This window comes from Vibrio ishigakensis (assembly GCF_024347675.1).
In the GTDB taxonomy this organism is placed as follows: domain Bacteria; phylum Pseudomonadota; class Gammaproteobacteria; order Enterobacterales; family Vibrionaceae; genus Vibrio; species Vibrio ishigakensis.
Window position 1 is genome coordinate 36,323 of sequence record NZ_AP024882.1, and the last position, 19,396, is coordinate 55,718.

Here is a 19,396-nt window from a genome sequence, read left to right on the forward strand (position 1 = left end):
CTGGAACTGATTTGCTCATATGAAACACCTGCTTGCCCTTCTTACCACAATTGCTTTTTCTGCCCATGCCCATGCCCATGTGCCACTGCTAGCGGTAGAAAAAGGCATTGATAACTGGGAAAAAGAGGTGTTTTCCGACGAGACTCGCTATGCGGTGAAAGAGATCAATGGCGTCAAGGCGGTTAAAGCCAGCAGTCACAATTCTGCTTCTGGCTTGGTACTGAAAAAGAAAATAGACCTTGCCGAGACCCCTTACCTAAATTGGAGCTGGAAAGTATCTCAAGGCCTGCCCGCTCTGGATGAACAAAGCAAAAACGGAGACGACTATGCCGCTCGCATCTATATAGTGAAAGATGGTGGCATCATGATCTGGAATATGAAGGTGCTGAACTACGTTTGGTCGAGCTCACAATCAATTGGCACCAGCTGGAACAACGCCTTCGCAGGATCTCACGTAAAGATGCTAGCCTTGCAAGGCAGTGGCTCTCAAACCAACCATTGGTACAGTGAGAGGCGCAACATCTATCAAGATATGATTGAGCAGTTTGGTGACAAAGGAAGCGATGCTGCGAATCTCAAGGCATACCGTTATGTTGATGCAGTGGCGATTATGACGGATACAGATAACAGTGGAAGCAACGCCGAATCCTACTATGGAAATATCTGGCTAAGCTCTCAATAGATGCATAAAGCTTGCCTCAGCGTTGTCAGTACGTCATGCTATTAGAGTAAATGGAATTTTATGGCTCTCTCTTTGGATAGTTTTCCGAAAAAGAAAGAGCAAGATAGGAAATCATCATGAAGAGATCCGGCTTCACTCTCATTGAACTCATCGTTGTGCTCGTCATTCTCGGCGTGCTGGCTATTGTGGCCGCCCCTAAATTCCTAAACCTGCAACAAGACGCTCGAATCACTACCCTAGAAGGCTTCAAAACCGCAATGCAGGGTGTGATCACCCAGGTGCAATCTAAATCCTATATCGAAGGTTTAACCCCAGAAGCCACCAACCCAGGCAACAGCGCCCAAGACCGCTACATCATTGACTTTGGGATCGGCAGTGTAGAAGTAGACTGGGGCACCCTTTGTCCAGAGAGTCGAGGCGAGCAAGGCGATTCACTAACCATGATAGATTTCATGATCTTGGACGAAAGCGGTGGCTCAACCTTTGACTTTGGCAACCGTCATACCGTGATTGGTTATGACTACTCATTCAGTAGTAGCCAACTAAATAGCGCCTACTTTGCCGATGAAGACCTACCAGACGGGTGCTACGTCATCTATGACTCATTCGGTGGTCGTGGGGGCCCTGGCGGCAACAACAACACCTGCCCACCAGAGGGCTGCACCTGTGATGTTAGAGTCGTGGATACCACGTGTTGATAGCCTAGCTATCTCTTCTTCTCGCTAATGGCAACTATGGCTACCGCCATCAAAATAAGACCCGTTGCCAAGTAGTCTCTCAGTTCTATCGCCTCTCCTAGTAAGCCACCGCCAATGGCGAGAGCCACCACAGGTGGGATATAGGTAACCGATGAAGCGGTAAGTGCACCCAGCTTTTCTATGATGAAGTAGTAGCAAAGATAAGCCATACCAGTGCCCAGTATACCTAGCCCGAAAATGCTGGATACCAATGACAGAGTTGAGGTGGTGATGTTTGAGATGCCAGTAGAATCTGTGATAAACAGCGAAATCAATAGTCCCGCCCCAAGCTGATAAGTGGTTAAAGCAAGCGCAGAAATCTGCAACGGACTAATAAAACGCTTAGCGTACACAAAAGAAAAGCCGAGGCTCATGGCACCCAACACCATATACAACGCACCTTGGGTTGTACTCGACCCTAACTCAGCGCCAAACGGTCTCGCCAACACTAGAATCCCGATAAACCCTAGCAAGGTGCCAATTAATTTCCACTTGGTAATGGGCTCTTCTTTCAAAAACAGCGCTGCCGCAAACATAGAAAACAGTGGAATAGCCCCACTGATGGCTCCTGCGATCCCAGAGGTCAGCAACGAGGTACCTTTCGCGAACCCAAAATAGTAGATGATGGTCGCGAGCAAGCCCATTGCCAGGAAGTGGTGAAAGTGCTTCAGATGAGAAAGCTGAATTGCGCCTTTAGCTAAAGCAAAAATCAAGATAGGAACGAAGCCAAAGAACACGCGCACAAACACGATTTGCAACGGAGAAATCAGCTCGGTTGCTAGCTTCATAAAGATAAAGTTACTGCCCCATATGAAGCCTACAAAGGCAAAGGCGAACAGCGCAAGGTGGTTCCTAATCGTCGACATTCTTTCTAATCAATTGGTGAAAAACAGGATTATTTTGAAGCAATCAAACCTCTCATGTAAAATGATATCTTATGACAGCAGATATCTTATTTTTTGATAGCGAGGTACTTCGCAATTATGGACTTCAAGAAGCTTCGAACATTTCAATGCGCAGCGCAAACACTCAATTTTAGCGAGGCGTCGAATCAGCTTGGCTATGTGCAGTCTGCCGTTACCAACCAAATTAAAGCACTAGAGAGCGAACTAGAGACCACGCTTTTTGAACGAAATGGTCGTGGCGTTGCTTTGACAGAGGCGGGTGAACAGCTGCTTCACTACAGCCAAAAGCTCATTGCAATGCGAGAAGAGGCGAAGTCTGTGGTGAGTAAATCAGACTCCAATAAGCCAATTCGAATTGGCGGACACGAAACCATCATCACTTATCATCTACCTAGACTGCTACAAGCCTACTGTGAGCAGCACCCGAGCGCCCGATTTGTGATTCAACCGACACCAGTTTCCAACCTAAAAAATGATGTGCTAGCCAACGCCCTGGATTTGGCCTTTATCTTAGAAAAGCCATTTCAGCGACAAGGCTTGAGAGTGCACACCTATCAAACTGAACCAATAGCCATAGTGTGCTCACCCCAAAACCCACTGGCGAAACAAACCGAGGTAAGATTAGACCAGCTCGCTGACCGTCATCTATTGCTGACAGAAAAAGGGTGCTGCTACCGACATCAATTCGAGCAAAAGCTAATAGAAGCCGGTGTGCTCAAGCCATCGAACATCAGTGAGTTCATAAGCATAGAGACCATAAAGCAGTGCACTAAGCTCGACATGGGTATCGCCGCGCTAAGTCTTGCTTCGGTGAAAGATGAATTAGACAGTGGTGAACTGCAAAGACTGCAAGTGAAGGGGGTTGAGCTCAGCTCCAACGTGCACTGCGCCTTCAATCAAAAAGAGCAGTGGCCGCCCAGAGTGAAGCAGTTTATTGAGTTTTGCCTCCGCTACCAGTTCAGCTAGGGCTCTTTCACTATCTTCCAATTTGAGTGTCCTGGGGCTAAGGTTCTTTTCGTGGGATCAACATGGGTCTCAAACTTATCATCCACTACGGTTTGGCCATCGGCGATGATCCTCACCCTTGGAAACATATTCCAGCTTGTGCCAAGGGCGGCCCACTTCCCTGCCATAAAGCTGACTTTGAGCGAGAAACTTCCATCCAGCCCCTGCAAAGAATGATGGTAACTCCGAGGGCCATGACAAGCATTGCCACTACAGATATCCAATTGTGAGATTGTTAGTTGTTTAGAACTATCCTTGAACAGGGTCAGAAAGGTGTATTGATAACTCCCGGGGCGAAATGTAGGCGTTACGTCTTGGTGATACCAAACATCCACCTCGATAGTGTTTTTGTAGCGGATGCTACTGGAAATAGACATCTCTTGGTCAATCTCTATCACACCCTGCTCGTGTAAACTTCTTAGGTCTTCCATCATAAAAAGTAACCTCGCATGCTAAATTCGCACTTAGGATCTTTCCTAGATTGAGACCTTAAGCTTAGGACGAGTATTGAACCTTGAGCAAAGGCCAATGGATGAGCCAAGATTTCGATTCCACTCTTTGCATGAATATCTCTTTGCTGCGCTTAGGATTGTGAGTAATAAAGTTCTCAAACAAGGACTCAACATCAAAGGCAGAAACACACTCATACCTGCCCTGTCCGACCTGCCTAACACCAATCGCCGTTTCTTTCTCTGGCCAAAAACTCATGGCATCCAATGAGGATACGTAAGGCCTGTCACCGTTGCGGACATGCATTCTAGCCTGATTGCGCACCTGCCAATTAAGAGATGGCATGCACTGTTTTAGCTGAGATTCATATTCAAGATAAGCCGTTGAATTCTGCTCTCTTGGATCGAAATAGATAAGGTCAACATCATTGAGCGGGGTTGGCTTTTCAAAACCATGTATTGAGTCCCAAACCAGATTTCGCACAAAGCCAGCCGCTAAATAGCTGTCAGGAAGGTTTAGCTCATATGCATGAGACAGCGCTTCTAATCGCACTGGGTCTTGTTTGAGTAAGTCTAGAATTCTATCCATGCTGTCTTTTTGCAGCGCTCTATTTAAGCGTGCCATTGCTCGCTGCCAATCTGCGCGTATCCTTATCAATCTCCACTCGCAATGAAGAAGTCAGCTCATCCTTGTCGGTGTACTTCTTGCCGTAGCTAAGATTGAAACCATAGTCGAAGGTATCTGGGTTAATACCCTGAGTATGCTGTAGTAAGGTTTCGATTTTATCTAGCGCTTTCGCGAGCTTTGCCTCTTCGGATAGGACATTTTCATAATCATCCCAGAGGGCAATAATCTCAGTTTGTAGATGCTGTGGGAGGGGTTTGATTAAGGTTAAAAGATCCAGACGTTCTTGTATTCCCTTGTCCTCACCTTCCACCTGATCGACCGCGGCAATGTCTCCACCAATAGCCTCCCCTAAGTCGTGAATAATGCACATCTTAATCAGCTTTAAAGGGTCGATATTGTCATATTGCTCGGCGAGGAGCATTGCCATCAAACAAAGACGCCAACTGTGTTCAGCTGTGCTCTCCACCCTACCCTTGGTGGTATAGGCTCTTTGCAGTGTATTCTTTAACTGCTCAGCCTCTCTTAAAAAAGCAAGAATGCCTTGTATGTCTTTAATCTTTTCCATGATTAATCCCAAAAAATGAGCCTAGCTCGGCTGTGCCAGTTTCGACATATAGTAGAAATTGTCTTCTTGCTTATCTACCGCATAGCCTGCTCGTAGATAGAGCTGATACGCTGGGCTTATTTTGAACACCCTAAGCCTAACGAAGTCGGCTCCAGACTGAAGTGCCAGTTCCTCTACTTTAGCAAGCGCCTCGCGACCTATGCCTTGACCCTGCAGTTCAGCACTCACCTGCAAATCTCGCAGATAACAGCCCTCGGCATCAAATTGCAATCGAATCGCACCCGCTACCTCTCCATTCACCAGAACATCCCAGTTCTGCAAACCTTGGATCTGCTCCTCTATCTTTGAGCGCTCCCAGTTGACCCGATAGTTCTCGTAATAGGTTTGCATATTGTTATAGGTTATCTGTGAGGACGCCTTAAAGTCTGTTGTAGGCTGATAGGAAATCATCAATACCCCTTTACTTTTGTCATTCTAAAATTACAAGCCACCCGCTAAGTCCAAAAAATTCCCAGTAGAGAACGAAGACTTCTCACTGGCTAGCCAATAGATAGCCTCTGCCACTTCTTCTGGCTTTCCACCACGCTGAAGTGGGATGACACTTTTTAGTCTTTCCACCCTGTGCGGCTCTCCACCGTCGGCATGCATTTCGGTATGGATAAGTCCCGGACGAACGCAGTTTACCCTAATATTCTCTCCGGCTACCTCGAGTGATAAACCCTTAGTCAAGGTATCGATAGCGCCCTTGGAGGCTGCGTAGTCGATGTACTCATTAGGAGAGCCCGAGCGAGATGCGGTTGAAGAGACGTTCACGATCGCTCCACCATGGCCACCATGGCGGGTGGACATGCGTCTCACTGCTTCTTTACAGCAAAGGAAATAACTAGTGACATTGTTGGTTAATATGGTGTTGATACGCTCTGCGGTCATCTCATCGAGTCTGGTTTGCGCTTGGAGTATTCCGGCATTGTTCACCAAAATCGATAATGTACCGAGCTCACGATCAATCGCTTCAAACAGCCTTTGAACATCTGACTCTTGGGAAGCATCAGCTTGTACTGAGATGCAGCGGCCACCAGCAGACTCTATCTCATCGACAACCTTCTGAGCGGCCTCCGAATTAGACTTGTAATTGATACAGACGCTATAGCCATGTGAGGCAAAAAGCTTTGCCGTAGCGGCGCCAATTCCTCGACCACCACCTGTGACCAAAACTATCTTTGAATGACTCATAGTTATCCCTGCAGTAGCTTGTAGAAAAAGACCGTCGCTTCCAACTCCCCTGAAGAGCTTCGTGCAAACTCTGGGATCTGCCCTGCCTCAACAAAGCCCATAGAACGATAGAGATCAGAAGCAACATCGCCCAAGCGAGTATCGAGAACTAGCAAAGATAGACCAAGCTCTATGGCGTTGTGCTCCAACAGGGACATCAACTGTCTAGCGATGCCCTGACCACGCGCATCGGTATGTACCATGAGCTTTTCAACTTCGCCTCGGTGAGAGCCATTCGCCTTAGGGCATAGAGATAACTGCACACAACCTAATATTTGCTGACCCTCATGGGCAACAAATACTTTGCGCGAGCCGGAACTCAGATCCGACTCTACGCCGTCCCAATAAGCCTTTATCTCTTCAGCATCTACTGGCGATAGAAAACCGACCGAAGCACCGCTTTCTACACTGTCAGTGAGCAACTCTTGCAACTCACTTTTAATATCCACAATTGTTCTAATCTCCCTGAGCTCCACGCAAACATCCTTGTAAGAAAATTATTCGATAAGAGGTGAACTACAACCTATCAGCTGGTGGCTCTAGTACACTAATCTCACACCACAATAACACGCAATACACTGATTTATATATCAAACATATTTAAAACGGCTTAGTGTTTCCCACTGATAAAGATCGCGGAAGATTTCGTTAATCCCAATCCCCCTATTTGCTGGTTTCTTGACTCTCCAATTCACACTGTTTATATTGGCGCCGCCTCAGTGGCACACCCTAAAATGCACGCCCGCTATCCTGCTTCCATTGGTGCATTTATATTGGTGTAAGTAACATCATGCAAACGACCGAATCTCCTTTTTCTCGTTTCTCCCGTGAATCTGGTGCCCTGATGCACCTCTCTATCCCGATTATATTTACCCAGCTTGCTACCCAAGCCATGGGCTTTGTGGATACCACTATGGCAGGCCAAGTCAGCGCTGCAGACCTTGCCGCTATTGCGCTCGGCTCAAGCCTATGGATACCTGTGCTGTTGCTACTTCGAGGTATCATCATGGCGCTTACTCCTGTGGTTGCCTTCCATCGCGGTGCAGGAAATCTCAATCGCATCTCAAGCGAGAGCTTCCAGATGGTGTGGATAGCCCTAATATCCAGCGCCATTCTTATCGGCTACCTTTGTAGTGCTAGAAGCATCTTAGAGTGGATTGCCGTTGACCCTATCATCATTCCTATCGCCAGCGACTATGCGTTTGCGTTGGCCTTTGGCGTGCCAGGCATTGCACTTTTCTATGTGTTGAATGGCTTCTTTGAGGGCATGAACAACACCAAGATCCCTATGATCGTCTCTGTCATAGGTCTTCTAATAAACATCCCGGTGAACTATGTCCTGATCTACGGAAAGTTTGGTTTTCCTGAACTAGGCGCAGTGGGGTGTGGCTGGGCAACTAGCCTAGTGTATTGGCTGATGTCTGCCATGCTGTATGTGTGTATCAAGACTCACCGTCAGTACAAGTCCCTAATTGACTTCTCTGATGCCAAGCCTGAACCCAAAGAGATGCTTAGTCTGTTTAAGCTAGGTCTGCCAATCGGCACCAATATTGCGGTTTGTGGCAGTATCTTTGCGGTTATCGCTCTGCTTATTGGACGTATCGGGGCTGAAAACGTGGCAGCCGCTCAGATAGCACTTAATATCTCCAGCATGACCTATGTGATCTCCATGAGTGTCTCCTTTGGCATCACCATCCGCGTTGGTCATGCACTAGGAGCCAACAATACCATCGGCGCAGTTGAGCGAAGTAAAATAGGCATTATGGTAGCTGGACTTATCTCTCTGATCCCAGCGACTGTGCTTCTGACCTTCCCTGATCCAATCATCAGGCTATACACCACAGACCCTGTGGTTAGCGCAACTGCGGCGGGACTTCTTGTATTCACCGCTATGTATCAGTTTAGCGATGCCCTGCAAACCTCTGCCAATGGCGCCTTACGTGGTTACAAAGATACCAAGGTTCCTATGTTCCTGTCTGTAGCCTGTTATTGGGGATTAGCGCTACCACTAGGTGTCGTATTGGGACTTACTGACAACATCATTCCAGCTATGGGAGAGATGGGCTTTTGGGTGGGTATTATTACCGGTTTGACAGTAGCGGCGATTGCTATGTTGGTGCGCCTGCGTGTGGTGATGAGTAAACACCAAACTCATGGTGCCGTAACTCAATAGCTCAGTTATAAGAAAGCCGAACGAGTCTAGAAAATCCTGACTCTGTTCGGCTTTTGGATAAATCAGGTAAAACAAATATTCCCATTACCTGTTGATAAGGATCTCATCGGTTAATTGTTCTTGGTCAAGCTAGACCTAGGTCTTGATACACTTCGTTGAGTTCTGCATTCATGCTGTCATACAGGTACTGGCGAGGGTCCGAGCGTTTTGGATCGTCAATGATTTCCACCAAGCGCTTACCAAAAGCCTCAATCACCTCTTCTGATTCCGCATCTGCATTGAACATAAACTCCGGCTGCAGATAATTCATCTGCGTCAGATTTGCCGTTAGCTGGAAGGGACGTAGCAGATCCGGAACGCTAGTGAATATATCAAAACCAGAGTAGAACTTTTCGCGCCCTCCAACGGAAACCACCAGCTGGAGATCTTTCCCTTTCAACTTATCGCCATCTGGGCCGTAAGCAAAGTTGTAGGTAAGTACATCATCCAACCATTTTTTCAACAATGGTGGCATGGAGTACCAATAGAAAGGAAACTGAAAAATAACGCGATCGTACGCTTCAAGCAGTGCCTGCTCTTTCTCTACATCAATCTGAAAATCCGGATACTCAGAGTACAGATCTCGACTGGTGGTTACTTTTCCAGATTCATCGAGTTGCGATTTCCAGGTTTTATTGTTGCGTGAACCTTCTAGATTCGGATGAAATACGAGATTTAAAATTTTCATATCTAGCTACTTATTACTCACTGAAATGCGCTAATGCGGCTTTTGCAACTTCATCACCAAACTCTTGGACAAAGTGACCGGCTTCTGGAACTTGCATAGGTTCAGGGCAACCTTTGATAACACTTTGCATCCAGCCCATTACCTCTGGCCCTAGCATTTTGTCTTTCATACCAACAGCCATGAAGGTTTCACCTTCCCATTCCCCCCAGAATGACATGGCTTCCGTTGATATTTCGACACACGCTTGTTCCGGGTTTGCTACCATTTTTGGCATCTTACGAACGCCAGCTTGATAACTTCCATCAGGAAATGGTGCAGCGTAAGCTCGCGCTTCTTGCTCATCTAGCGATGGCGCGTATTTTTTCATAAAGGTATCTAACGCTAGGTCCTCGGGCTCAACGATATCACCCTTCCATTCTAAGAAAGCGGGTTGCGTTGTAGGGCCTAATAGCAAACCTGTGTTCATGATAAGTAGGCGCTTAAAGCGAGACTTCATCGCTTGAGGAAGCGTTAGACCAAGCAAACCGCCCCAGTCTTGAACCACAAGAGTGATGTTTTGCAGATCCAAATGCGCAACCAACGCAAGTAGGTAATTGCGGTGGAACTCAAAGGTATGAGTATCTTCAGATACTGGTTTGTCTGACTTACCAAACCCTATGAGATCCGGTGCAACGACTCGCGCACCAGTGCCTGCAAATACTGGGATCATCTTACGATACAGGTAACTCCAAGTTGGCTCTCCATGCAGCAGAAGAAAGGTCTGTTGTGAATCCGCGCTACCTTCATCTAAATAGTGACCACGAACGCCTTCATAGCCTGTTAATCCCTCAACGTAGTGAGATTCAAACGGGTAATCTTTCAAGTTTTCGAATTGCGCTTCAGGTGTGCGAAGTACTTGTACCATGGTTATGTCCTCTTATGCTTTTAGGTCATCCGACCTAGTGATTGCAAATTTAGGTCATTAGACCTAATATGTCAACAGGAAACACAAATAGAGATCTTAACGATCTTGTCGAGTACGTATTTGAGAACGCATAAGTGGCTAAGAAATCAGCAAAAATAGAAAAGATCCTCGATATGGCGATCGAGGTAATAAAATCTGAAGGAGACTTTGGACTGACAATGAGAAAGGTCGCTAGCACCGCCGATATGTCACTGAGTAACGTGCAGTACTATTTCAAAACCAAGGATGATCTTCTTAAGGCCATGGCGGACAGGTATTTCAAGCAGTGTTCTGATGAACTGCAAGCGCAGCCCGCTGTTAATTCAGAGCAAGAGCTCAATTCTCTGCTCACTATGCTCCTCACGCATGTATACGACCTATCGGATATGTGTAGATTGTTTCGCGAGTTTTGGGCCATCTCCACCAGAAACCAAGTCATGGAAACCTATCTGCTGGAGTACTACAAAGAGATGAGTCTGACTATGCAGGACAAACTGAGTCCTCTAGCCAAGAATGACGAGTGCTTATCTCAAGCTGTTTCCGTGCTCATTCCCTTTGTCGAGGGCTACTCAATTACAGCAAAAGCTCTGCCTAGAGAGCTCGATTCGATGATTGAACTACTGCAAAGTACCTTGCTAAGAACCCTGAAGGGTAGTTCAGAATAAAAAAGGTCTCGGCCAGCATGCAGTTTGGTAACGATTAGCGCTTTTAGATCCGCTAATGACAATTCCAAACCTTGGGTTATCTAAGCTTTTGGGGCTGTCTACTCTAGAGTGTCGGAGAATTTTGTGTGCCCATTGATTTAACACATCCCACAATAAGTCATGCTAATTTTTAGTGCTTTTCTTCGCATCCAGATGCTCTTGATATTTGTTAGAAAGCCACTGATGCAAATGCAATCCTGTATTTTTCTTTATCAAGTAGGCGATAAAAGCCAAGACCAACATACCTATGACTGTGCCCATAATATTTCCCTATTTAATACAAACAATTAGACAGTATCTTAATCAGCTTATATGAACTGTGATGCTCTCGGCAGTTGCAATCATTGATGCCTACAATCAATAAACCTGACTTGGCTCAACCATGCTGAGAATTCGCTACTTAGCTCACCGCTTTTAAAAACTTCTTCTTCACTGAACGCCAATGGGTTTGAGGCTCGGTTGGCGATATCTGATCTAGCAGCTCAAAATCTATCGCGGATTTTGGCTTTTTCCCACCATGAGCAAGCAAGATATGTTCAACATCCAGCTCTGCCAGTCGCGCGATAGAACGCTTATATCGATTGGGATAGAAGACAGGAAACGGGGGGATCAAACGCCCTTTCACCATGACCAAAAGATCTGCGATATATAGGGTTTTAGAAGGGATATGCAAAATAGAGAGGTCTCGGTCGGTGTGTCCTTGGGTAAACAGCGCCTGCCAATCCTCAAAGCCTTTTATCGAATCTCCATCATCTAGCAGGTGATCCAACTTTATAAAGCGTGGATATCGAACTTTCTTACGGCCGTTTCCCTTTCGGTTACCGACCCAGCGCGCTAGGGCCATATCGGTGAGGTGCATAAAGTAGCCATCGATTCCTTGATACCATTGCCCTGCGATATTCGAACCAAATAGCTTACAGCCAGTTAACTCTCTCAAGCGACTGGCACCACCTGCATGATCGGGATGCATGTGGGTAACGATTACCACTTTTAGAGCCGACAACGGCAGCTCCAACTCTTGGGCTATATATCGAAGCACAACGCCTACATCTGCCCGACAGCACCCGTCGAGTAGCATCAAGCCGCTTTCTTCTTCAACTAGGTATATCTGCTGAATATAGCCCTCAAGCACATGAAGTTTCATTCCGTAATAGCCCGTATAAGAGTAAATATTCTAATAATAGGAACTATTTAGTTTAGCTAAGAAATTGCGCTTGGTTGAAACTAGGTAATCTGGAAAAAGAAAAAAGAGCAAAGCCACCGAGGTCACTTTGCTCTTTAAAGATAGGATTTATTGGTTAGCTAATTAGCCTAACGACCAGCGACCCTGGCGCTCGGAGCGCTTCAACGCAGTGACTCAGAACCGTGCCTTTACTTGGCGCATGATACTTTTCGATAACGTCACCAAAGCTGTCCATCTGCGTAGCCAGTAGCTCACCCTGCTCCACCTCTTGCATTAGTGACACATGGCACTCGACAAAACCGCCCTGCTTAGCTTTGATGCTAGTGATGTTCTTACCCTCGATGCAGGATTGAATTGGTTGAGCATCACCCTGCACAACGCCATGCATTTTCAAGATATCGAGCATGCCCTCGATAGTGCGCTCCACCATAGGCGAATCTATGTAACGACCCGCCCCCACCTCGATGGTGATACAAGGTACGCCACTCTCATTCCAAGCGGTCTCTAAAATGCCCTTTTCACCCGGATCATCCAAGATAACGTCTGGGTTAAGCTGTAATGCCATCTGCTTTGCTGCATCCACGCGATAGTCTGCAAAGACATACAAAGGGTAAGTCGTGCCTGAGGTTTGAGTATGCAGATCGATTGCAATATCGGCGCTTGGTCTAAGAAGGTTACTCCAAAGTGAAGCGATAAAGCGTTGCACTTCATTTCCTTCAGGATTACCCGGAAAATAGCGGTTCATATTCGAAGGCGAAGTATCGGGATCTGCGGGATAGAAATCACGGCTGTGGCGCAAGATGCCTGTTGGGTTAACCGCAGGGACTATGGTCACGCATCCACAGATAGCTTTATCGACTAATTCATTGGCGAGTTTCAGCGCCGCTACAATGCCACTTTGCTCATCACCATGAACCCCAGCGGTGATCACCACCTTTTTTCCAGGCTTGTCACCTTTAAATACTCGCACTGGAAGATGTTGTCTCTGACCGAGGGCATTAGTTGCAACCGCAAACTCAAACTTGTGCTCACCAGTTTCGAGCTGGTCTACATCCAAAGACTCTAAAACTGGCAGAGTCGTTGTTACTGTTTTCATAGAATGATTCCCATAAAAAAAGCGAGCCATATCGGGCTCGCCTTTTATCAATTAAAGCCTTAGCGCTAACTTAAGCAAAGCCAGCTAGATGTGCGCCAACCACTACCACACTCGAGAGAACAAATAGCAGTGCAATAAAGCGGCCACAGAACTTAATCCATACACCCCAATCGATGCGACATACACCCAGTGTTGCCATCAGTGATGCTGACGTTGGTACGATGATATTAGTGAAACCGTCACCAAGTTGGAAGGCCAAAACTGCTACCTGACGAGTTACGCCCGCGATATCCGCAAGCGGTGCAAGCAATGGCATAGTCAAAGCTGCCTGACCTGAACCTGAGGTCACAAAGAAGTTAAATACTGACTGGAATACATACATCAACCATGCTGCTACCACATCTGGTAGACCACTGATAAAGCCACCAGCGCTGTTTAGGATAGTGTTCAGCACGCTTGCATCGCTGCTATCGCCGCCAAGGATAAGCAATACCCCCTTCGCACAGCCTACTAGGAGTGCCGGAGCTAGCATAAGCTCTGCACCCTCTTTAAATGCTGCCGCTGCATCGTTCAATGTCATACCGTTTAGACGGAAGATAGTACCTATAATGGCAACGATAAAGCCCATGGTGAAGAACTGAGAGGCAATCTCAGGGATATACCAAGCGTGTGCTACTACACCGTAAACAACCCAAATAGTCGTTGCTAGAACAGTTAGCATTACTAGAGTATCACCTAGCGTCCACTCTTTAACCTTACCCGAAGTGTCTTCTTGAGCGCGGAAGTGAGCATCCGATTCATAGGTCAAAGAAGAGGTTGGATTACGCTTGATACGTGCAGCATACATCATGGTGAAAGCAATACCGATAAGAGTAAAGCCAGCCCATAGAGCCATACGGAAGGTCATGCCCGAAAGTACCGGAACGCCTGCGATGCCCTGCGCAATTGCAACAGAAAATGGGTTCATCCAAGAAGATGCAAAACCAATCTGAGTCGCCACATAAGTCACCATTACAGTAGTAATGGAGTCATAGCCCAGACGCACCATCAGAGGGGCAATAATAATAGCAAACGCTACGGCCTCTTCCCCCATACCGAATACGGCGCCACCCAGCGCAAACAGAGCGAACAGCACAGGAACGAACAGCGCTTCACTGCCCTTGGTCTTGTTGATCAGGTGCAGGATACCCGTATCGATACTACCAGTGCGGATTACCACGCCAAACGAGCCACCGATAAGTAGCATGAACATAATAACGCCGATGGCACTGCCCCATTTAGAACCAGAAACCAGTCCTTCAAATGGGAAGTTCATTAGGCCAATGCCACCACCAGAAGCAAAGAAGCTGACCTTGTTGTACACAAGCTCACCAGCTTCATCAGTCGCATAGGCAAAAGAAGAAGGGTCGATAACGCTGCGCGTTTTCTCTGCGCCATCAACTAGGTAAGTAACATCTTGGCTCTCAAATGAACCAGCAGGAATAAAATAGGTAAGTGCGGCAGCCAGAATACCAATCACAAAGATGATGATTAGCGTATCGGGCATCTGCCAACTTTTAGCTTTGTCCGCCGCGGACGCAGTTTGAGTTGTTTGCATGATTATAAAAAGGTAATAGAAAAGACTGCATGAATAATCACAATTCCAAACAAATAATTCAACTAACAAATCAACGCAATACGAGAGATACGTCTAAAAACAATCGATTTTACAAAATTATTAACCACATAAAAACAGTTTTACAACATTCAGTTTCATGCAATTTTACATGGCACTAGAGCGCAAAGAAAAAGGGCCCGTCTATTACAACGAGCCCTCTATAAAATCAGTCTTGATTAGGTCTATTTTTTCTTATCTTGCTCGACCAGCTTTTCATGCCAAGCAGTGTTGCCATCTCGCTTACTGACATCATACTCGGCGCAAAATTGAGAGATGGTCATATTGTTGTCACCGGTTGCCAGCTTAAGTGCCAATTCAACTCGTTGCAGTTTGCCTTGCAAACGCAATATTTGACCCGCCTGAGGACTCTTTTCTTTAGCAAACTTCAGCGCTGCATGTTTTCGCTCTGCGGCTCCCGCTCTACGGTCTGCCTGAGCCAACAAAGATCTGAGCTGTGCAACATGCTTACCCTTTTTAAACGCAGGACCGATCAGCTCGACACATTCTTCGAATGAAGGGGATTCAATATAAGGATCGATTTTATACGCTTGCTGACGCATCCATTCTAGAGCGAGTTTTTCATCTGACATAACGGGATCTTTACGGTTAACTGAGCCCCTATATTATCGCTTATTGGCAAAGCGTGCCAATTTATGGGCTCTCTAGAAATAGTGGAGTTAGAGAACCTACTTCATCTATCTGCTGTTCCCCCAGCTAATTCTGGTAATTACATTTATTAACATTTTACCGTCAAACAAGCACTGACCGAAGCCCTAACGTTTAAAGGTATGTGGTTGATTTCTCGATGCTTGTAACCTACCAGTCACATCACTGAAATCGTGTTGTCATTTATCAAATCTAGATTACCTGCCGTTACTTTAATTACGAATGGAATTTAATTGATGAAAAATACGGTATTAAAACTAGGCAGTGTTGCTCTAGCGATTGGCATGACATCAGCACACGCAGCATTGGATCTTTATCAGCCAGCCAACAACAACACAGAAAACCTAGTTTGGACCGGTCACATGAGCCCAGATACAGACACAGTGGGCGCGGCTATGATGGCAGCTCAGATCTATGGCGGCACAGCTACCGTTCCTGAAAGCATCAACCCTGAATCTCAATTCGTGATGGACTACTGCGGTATTGAAGCACCAGAGGTAACCTCAGATTACTCCAGCTACCAAGTAGGCTTGGTAGACTTTAACCAGCAAACCCAGCTAGCTCCTAGTATCAAACCTGAGTCAGTTGTGGCTATCATCGACCACCATGCAATCGGTGGAAACCCAATTAACGCCTCTCAACTTATCTCTATGGATATCAGAGCATGGGGCTCAACGGCTACCATTTTAGCGGCTAACGCTGAGTCTTTAGATGTCACCCTACCACCAGCTATCGCTTGTGTAGGCCTTGGCGCTATCTTGTCTGACACTGTGGTATTCCAGTCTTCAACCACCACAGACTACGACAAGCAGTTCGCAGAAAAACTGGCTAAGGTTGCAGGCGTTGAAGATATCCAAGATTTTGGACAGCAGATGTTGGTGGCTAAGTCTGACCTAAGCCATCTTAGCGCTGAGACTATCCTGACTCTGGACTACAAAAACTTCGAATACGGTGGCAAAAAGGTAGGTATAGGTGTGGCTGAAACCCTAACCGCTCAGCAGCTTATCGACCGTAAAGGCGAACTGCATAAAGCAATGCAGGAATACAAACAAGCGAAAGGCTTGGATTACATCTTCTTCTCGATTACCGATACCAAAGACAAACAAGCAAACTTACTTTGGGTAAGTGATGCAGAAAAGCAGATCATTGAGAATGCATTCAATACTAAGATTGCGGGTGACATGGTAACGCTAGAAGGCGTAACCTCTCGCAAGCGCCAGATTGGCCCATCTATCCAAACTGCAATTGAAAATCTTTAGTCTTTATACCTAGTGACAAGACCTGCTGTTTAGCAGGTCTTTTTGTTTGTACCATTTCAGATTGTTCCCTCTGGCGCATTTGGACAAGTTTTAACCACACATCCTGCTATATTTCGCATCACTTCCCATCACAGAGTTAAGGTCATGTTCGAAATAATTGCTCAAACGGTGTGGCTTATGCTCGCCATCCTCGGAATGATTAGCGTCGTTCGCGCATTTTATATGTATAGGCGTGGCGAATTGTTTGCGCCCGTGTCACAGGTAGCGGTAGTGCCTGCGCGCACTATTGAGGAAGAGGAACAGTTGGTCATCGAAGGCAATATAACCTTAACTCAGCACTTGCCGGAGCTTTGTGTGGTGCGTCAGCATCAAGAATTCAACTCTAACTAAGCAAAGCTACTATCACAAAAGTTCCCCTCCTTAGACTATGCTAGTTTCATCACCCTAATTAGCACTGGATGCCAAACCCGACTCTTCGGGACTAGCTCATCATTTATGTCTAATGATCAACTGCTTATAGTCGCTCTGTTGGGCGTGACCATAGTGCTGTTCTTATGGGGTCGATGGCGACACGACATAGTTGCGCTTGGTGCTCTGCTAACCAGTGTCTTTGTTGGCTTGGTTCCTGCGCAACAGGCGTTCTCTAGTTTTAGTCATCCTGCGGTTGTCACCGTTGCCAGTGTTTTAGTGCTCGGTTACGGGTTGTTTCGCTCTGGCGCGGTAGATATTGTCGCCAAACATATCCTGCCTTCTTCAGCAGGTCCCACTCTTAACATCACCATACTGATATTCTTAGCCGCTACCCTATCTGGCTTTATGAACAATGTCGGCGCCCTTGCGCTGCTGATGCCAATTGCAATTCAACTTGCAGCTAAAAACGATATGCCACCTGGAAAGGTGCTGATGCCTCTGGCATTCGGTTCTATCTTGGGGGGGATGACAACCTTGATTGGCACACCAACTAACCTAGTGGTTTCTGGGTTCAGAGACTCCAATGGCCTTGGAAGCTTTTCAATGTTCGATTTCACCCCAGTGGGGGTGTCAGTTGCTGTGATTGGCCTGTTATTTATCGGGCTATTTGGCTGGCGCATTGTGCCGATACGTAAACAATCCTCATCCGGCAGTTTCGATACCGGTACCTACTTCTGTGAGGTTCGAATCGTTCCGGGAAGCATAGCTGAAAAGAAGAACCTACTGCAGGTTTCAAAGATATTGGATGAATCGGATGCTCAGGTGATAGGGATCATCCGTGGTGATACTAGGCTTGCCACTCGCAATCGTAGAAGACTATTGATCGCCTACGATATCTTGATCATAGAGATCGAGCCTGAATCACTTCCAAAGGCACTGCGCAGCCTAGGGCTCAAACTAGAAGAAGCTGTCGGCACTGACAACACTGAACCTGAAGAGAACGAAACGACAGAAGAAGTTGTCGAGAATATAGAGAGTGACGAAGCAGAAGAAGGTCAGCCTGAGAAAGATCCCGAGCCCGAAAGCAGTAAACCTGAAGAGATAGTAGTACAAGAAGTGGTAGTAGTGCCTGCAACGTCCTTAGTGGAGCGCACCGCTACAGATATCGACCTTCCCGCACGCTACGACGTCAACCTTCTGGCCATATCCCGACAAGGTAGACGCTCAATCAAACGCCTGCGCTACACCAAGTTTAACGAAGGTGATGTACTGCTTTTGCAGGGAGACCCTGAATCTATTGCAAGATTCTGCTCCGATTTTGGTTGTCTGCCCCTAGCCCCGCGAGACATACAGGTTCCCCAAAAAGGCGAAGCACTAAAAGCTGCAGTCATCATGTTTCTGGCACTGCTTGTTGTGACCTTTGGTCTCTTCCCACCTGAGATAGCTTTTGTGTCTGCTGCCCTAGCCTTTGCACTGTTTAAAATAGTGCCGCTACGCTCTATTTACACCTCAATAGATTGGCCAGTTGTGGTTCTTCTAGCGGCTCTATTCCCTGTAGCTAATGCAATGTACACTACCGGTGCGGCAGACATCGTGGCCAGTTTTCTTATAAACAATATTGCTCAAAATGAGCCAGTGTTGGCTTTAGCATTGCTACTCGTGGTCACCATGTTCTTATCTGACCTGATGAACAATGTAGCAACGGCCGCTGTAATGTGTCCGATTGGTATAAGTACAGCAAGTCAGTTGGGCGTGAGCCCCGACGCCTTCTTAATGGCCATTGCAATAGGGGCATCTTGCGCCTTCCTAACCCCAATCGGTCACCAGAACAACACCCTGATATTGGGTCCCGGCGGATTCCATTTCAGTGATTATTGGAAGCTAGGTCTTCTATTGGAAATTATCGTAATTGCTGTGAGTGTGCCCATGCTGCTCTGGGTGTGGCCGCTTTAACAATGGAATCAGCCTGCTCTCGCGCCATTTGGTATCTCTTTTTCAGGGCACGCCAAGCAAGGTTGAAGTTTATCCTCATAACCGATATCAAAAAGCATGCCTTGAGACACCTCTCCCGCCATTTTTCGCTCCGGCAAATTCACCACAAACAGAGCTTGCTTACCTTCGATCTCTTTTGGGTTCTCTCGCTCTTGTTTTATGCCAGCTAGGATAGAGCGAGTATGGTCACCAAAGTCCACTGTGAACTTCATTAGTTTGTCTGACTTAGCTACCTCACTCACTTCAAGGATCAAACCTACACGGATATCTACCTTGGCGAAATCATCAAAGCTGATTTCTTCTTTTATCGGGGCGCATTTCATATTCATTCCTTTTTGAAGC

At 46.6% G+C, this 19,396-nt stretch carries 22 protein-coding genes; 8 read left to right on the forward strand and 14 right to left on the reverse strand.

Going from position 1 to position 19,396, the window contains the following annotated elements; all coding sequences use genetic code 11:
* Window positions 1-19 precede the first annotated feature (19 nt).
* Together Pcarn_RS13945 and Pcarn_RS13950 are read left to right on the forward strand one after the other, a co-directional pair.
* On the forward strand, window positions 20-682 hold the full coding sequence (locus tag Pcarn_RS13945) for a DUF3047 domain-containing protein (RefSeq protein ID WP_261836528.1): 663 nt from the start codon (window positions 20-22) through the stop codon (window positions 680-682).
* A gap of 140 nt (window positions 683-822) precedes the next feature.
* Window positions 823-1,380 carry a type II secretion system protein gene (locus tag Pcarn_RS13950; protein ID WP_315972709.1) on the forward strand — a complete coding sequence of 186 codons (558 nt, stop codon included), beginning with the start codon at window positions 823-825 and terminating at the stop codon, window positions 1,378-1,380.
* Between the two features lie 8 nt (window positions 1,381-1,388).
* On the opposite strand, the gene Pcarn_RS13955 is transcribed toward Pcarn_RS13950, so the two are convergent.
* Complete coding sequence (locus Pcarn_RS13955; RefSeq protein ID WP_261836529.1) at window positions 1,389-2,285, reverse strand: DMT family transporter; 897 nt, start codon at window positions 2,283-2,285, stop codon at window positions 1,389-1,391.
* Window positions 2,286-2,402: 117 nt separating this feature from the next.
* On the opposite strand from Pcarn_RS13955, the gene Pcarn_RS13960 reads away from it, so the two are divergent.
* On the forward strand, window positions 2,403-3,290 hold the full coding sequence (locus Pcarn_RS13960) for a LysR family transcriptional regulator (RefSeq protein ID WP_261836530.1): 888 nt from the start codon (window positions 2,403-2,405) through the stop codon (window positions 3,288-3,290).
* Here the strand turns inward: Pcarn_RS13960 and Pcarn_RS13965 are convergent.
* The 6 genes from Pcarn_RS13965 to Pcarn_RS13990 form a co-directional block, all read right to left on the reverse strand.
* Window positions 3,287-3,763 carry a hypothetical protein gene (locus Pcarn_RS13965; RefSeq protein WP_261836531.1) on the reverse strand — a complete coding sequence of 159 codons (477 nt, stop codon included), beginning with the start codon at window positions 3,761-3,763 and terminating at the stop codon, window positions 3,287-3,289. The two genes, Pcarn_RS13960 and Pcarn_RS13965, sit on opposite strands and share 4 nt — an antisense overlap.
* Window positions 3,764-3,824: 61 nt before the next feature.
* On the reverse strand, window positions 3,825-4,367 hold the full coding sequence (locus Pcarn_RS13970; protein WP_261837340.1) for a nucleotidyltransferase family protein: 543 nt from the start codon (window positions 4,365-4,367) through the stop codon (window positions 3,825-3,827).
* A 19-nt stretch (window positions 4,368-4,386) separates the two neighbouring features.
* Entirely contained in the window at window positions 4,387-4,971 is a 585-nt protein-coding gene (locus Pcarn_RS13975) for an HD domain-containing protein (RefSeq protein ID WP_261836532.1), read from the reverse strand.
* Between the two features lie 21 nt (window positions 4,972-4,992).
* Window positions 4,993-5,421: a GNAT family N-acetyltransferase gene (locus tag Pcarn_RS13980; RefSeq protein WP_261836533.1), complete on the reverse strand. Its 429-nt coding sequence runs from the start codon at window positions 5,419-5,421 to the stop codon at window positions 4,993-4,995.
* Window positions 5,422-5,451: 30 nt separating this feature from the next.
* Window positions 5,452-6,204: an SDR family oxidoreductase gene (locus tag Pcarn_RS13985; protein ID WP_261836534.1), complete on the reverse strand. Its 753-nt coding sequence runs from the start codon at window positions 6,202-6,204 to the stop codon at window positions 5,452-5,454.
* 2 nt (window positions 6,205-6,206) lie between these two features.
* Window positions 6,207-6,719, reverse strand: a complete 513-nt coding sequence (locus tag Pcarn_RS13990) for a GNAT family N-acetyltransferase (RefSeq protein WP_261836535.1) — start codon at window positions 6,717-6,719, stop codon at window positions 6,207-6,209.
* Between the two features lie 314 nt (window positions 6,720-7,033).
* On the opposite strand from Pcarn_RS13990, the gene Pcarn_RS13995 reads away from it, so the two are divergent.
* On the forward strand, window positions 7,034-8,416 hold the full coding sequence (locus tag Pcarn_RS13995; RefSeq protein WP_261836536.1) for an MATE family efflux transporter: 1,383 nt from the start codon (window positions 7,034-7,036) through the stop codon (window positions 8,414-8,416).
* Window positions 8,417-8,540: 124 nt separating this feature from the next.
* Here Pcarn_RS13995 and Pcarn_RS14000 read toward each other — a convergent pair whose 3' ends face one another.
* On the reverse strand, window positions 8,541-9,143 hold the full coding sequence (locus Pcarn_RS14000; RefSeq protein WP_261836537.1) for an NAD(P)H-dependent oxidoreductase: 603 nt from the start codon (window positions 9,141-9,143) through the stop codon (window positions 8,541-8,543).
* Window positions 9,144-9,156: 13 nt separating this feature from the next.
* Window positions 9,157-10,047, reverse strand: coding sequence for a haloalkane dehalogenase (locus Pcarn_RS14005; protein ID WP_261836538.1), 891 nt, complete (start codon window positions 10,045-10,047; stop codon window positions 9,157-9,159).
* 134 nt (window positions 10,048-10,181) lie between these two features.
* Between Pcarn_RS14005 and Pcarn_RS14010 the strand changes: the two genes are divergently transcribed.
* Window positions 10,182-10,751, forward strand: coding sequence for a TetR/AcrR family transcriptional regulator (locus tag Pcarn_RS14010; RefSeq protein ID WP_261836539.1), 570 nt, complete (start codon window positions 10,182-10,184; stop codon window positions 10,749-10,751).
* A gap of 439 nt (window positions 10,752-11,190) precedes the next feature.
* Here Pcarn_RS14010 and Pcarn_RS14015 read toward each other — a convergent pair whose 3' ends face one another.
* The 4 genes from Pcarn_RS14015 to Pcarn_RS14030 form a co-directional block, all read right to left on the reverse strand.
* Window positions 11,191-11,934, reverse strand: a complete 744-nt coding sequence (locus Pcarn_RS14015; protein ID WP_261836540.1) for an MBL fold metallo-hydrolase — start codon at window positions 11,932-11,934, stop codon at window positions 11,191-11,193.
* Window positions 11,935-12,088: 154 nt separating this feature from the next.
* The gene (locus Pcarn_RS14020; protein ID WP_261836541.1) at window positions 12,089-13,069 is read right to left on the reverse strand and encodes a succinylglutamate desuccinylase/aspartoacylase family protein; all 981 of its coding nucleotides are present in this window, start codon (window positions 13,067-13,069) and stop codon (window positions 12,089-12,091) included.
* A 70-nt stretch (window positions 13,070-13,139) separates the two neighbouring features.
* Window positions 13,140-14,615 carry a putative basic amino acid antiporter YfcC gene (gene yfcC / locus Pcarn_RS14025; RefSeq protein WP_261836542.1) on the reverse strand — a complete coding sequence of 492 codons (1,476 nt, stop codon included), beginning with the start codon at window positions 14,613-14,615 and terminating at the stop codon, window positions 13,140-13,142.
* 293 nt (window positions 14,616-14,908) lie between these two features.
* Window positions 14,909-15,316 carry a hypothetical protein gene (locus Pcarn_RS14030; RefSeq protein WP_261836543.1) on the reverse strand — a complete coding sequence of 136 codons (408 nt, stop codon included), beginning with the start codon at window positions 15,314-15,316 and terminating at the stop codon, window positions 14,909-14,911.
* Window positions 15,317-15,628: 312 nt separating this feature from the next.
* On the opposite strand from Pcarn_RS14030, the gene Pcarn_RS14035 reads away from it, so the two are divergent.
* The 3 genes from Pcarn_RS14035 to Pcarn_RS14045 all read left to right on the forward strand — a co-directional run bounded on the left by Pcarn_RS14035 (window position 15,629) and on the right by Pcarn_RS14045 (window position 19,015).
* The gene (locus Pcarn_RS14035) at window positions 15,629-16,651 is read left to right on the forward strand and encodes a manganese-dependent inorganic pyrophosphatase (RefSeq protein WP_261836544.1); all 1,023 of its coding nucleotides are present in this window, start codon (window positions 15,629-15,631) and stop codon (window positions 16,649-16,651) included.
* Between the two features lie 177 nt (window positions 16,652-16,828).
* Window positions 16,829-17,041, forward strand: a complete 213-nt coding sequence (locus Pcarn_RS14040) for a hypothetical protein (protein WP_261836545.1) — start codon at window positions 16,829-16,831, stop codon at window positions 17,039-17,041.
* Window positions 17,042-17,146: 105 nt separating this feature from the next.
* Window positions 17,147-19,015 (forward strand): SLC13 family permease, encoded by a 1,869-nt coding sequence (locus Pcarn_RS14045; protein WP_261836546.1) that lies wholly within the window; start codon window positions 17,147-17,149, stop codon window positions 19,013-19,015.
* Window positions 19,016-19,023: 8 nt separating this feature from the next.
* Here the strand turns inward: Pcarn_RS14045 and Pcarn_RS14050 are convergent, their stop codons facing one another.
* Window positions 19,024-19,377 (reverse strand): tRNA-binding protein, encoded by a 354-nt coding sequence (locus tag Pcarn_RS14050; RefSeq protein ID WP_261836547.1) that lies wholly within the window; start codon window positions 19,375-19,377, stop codon window positions 19,024-19,026.
* Window positions 19,378-19,396: the final 19 nt, after the last annotated feature.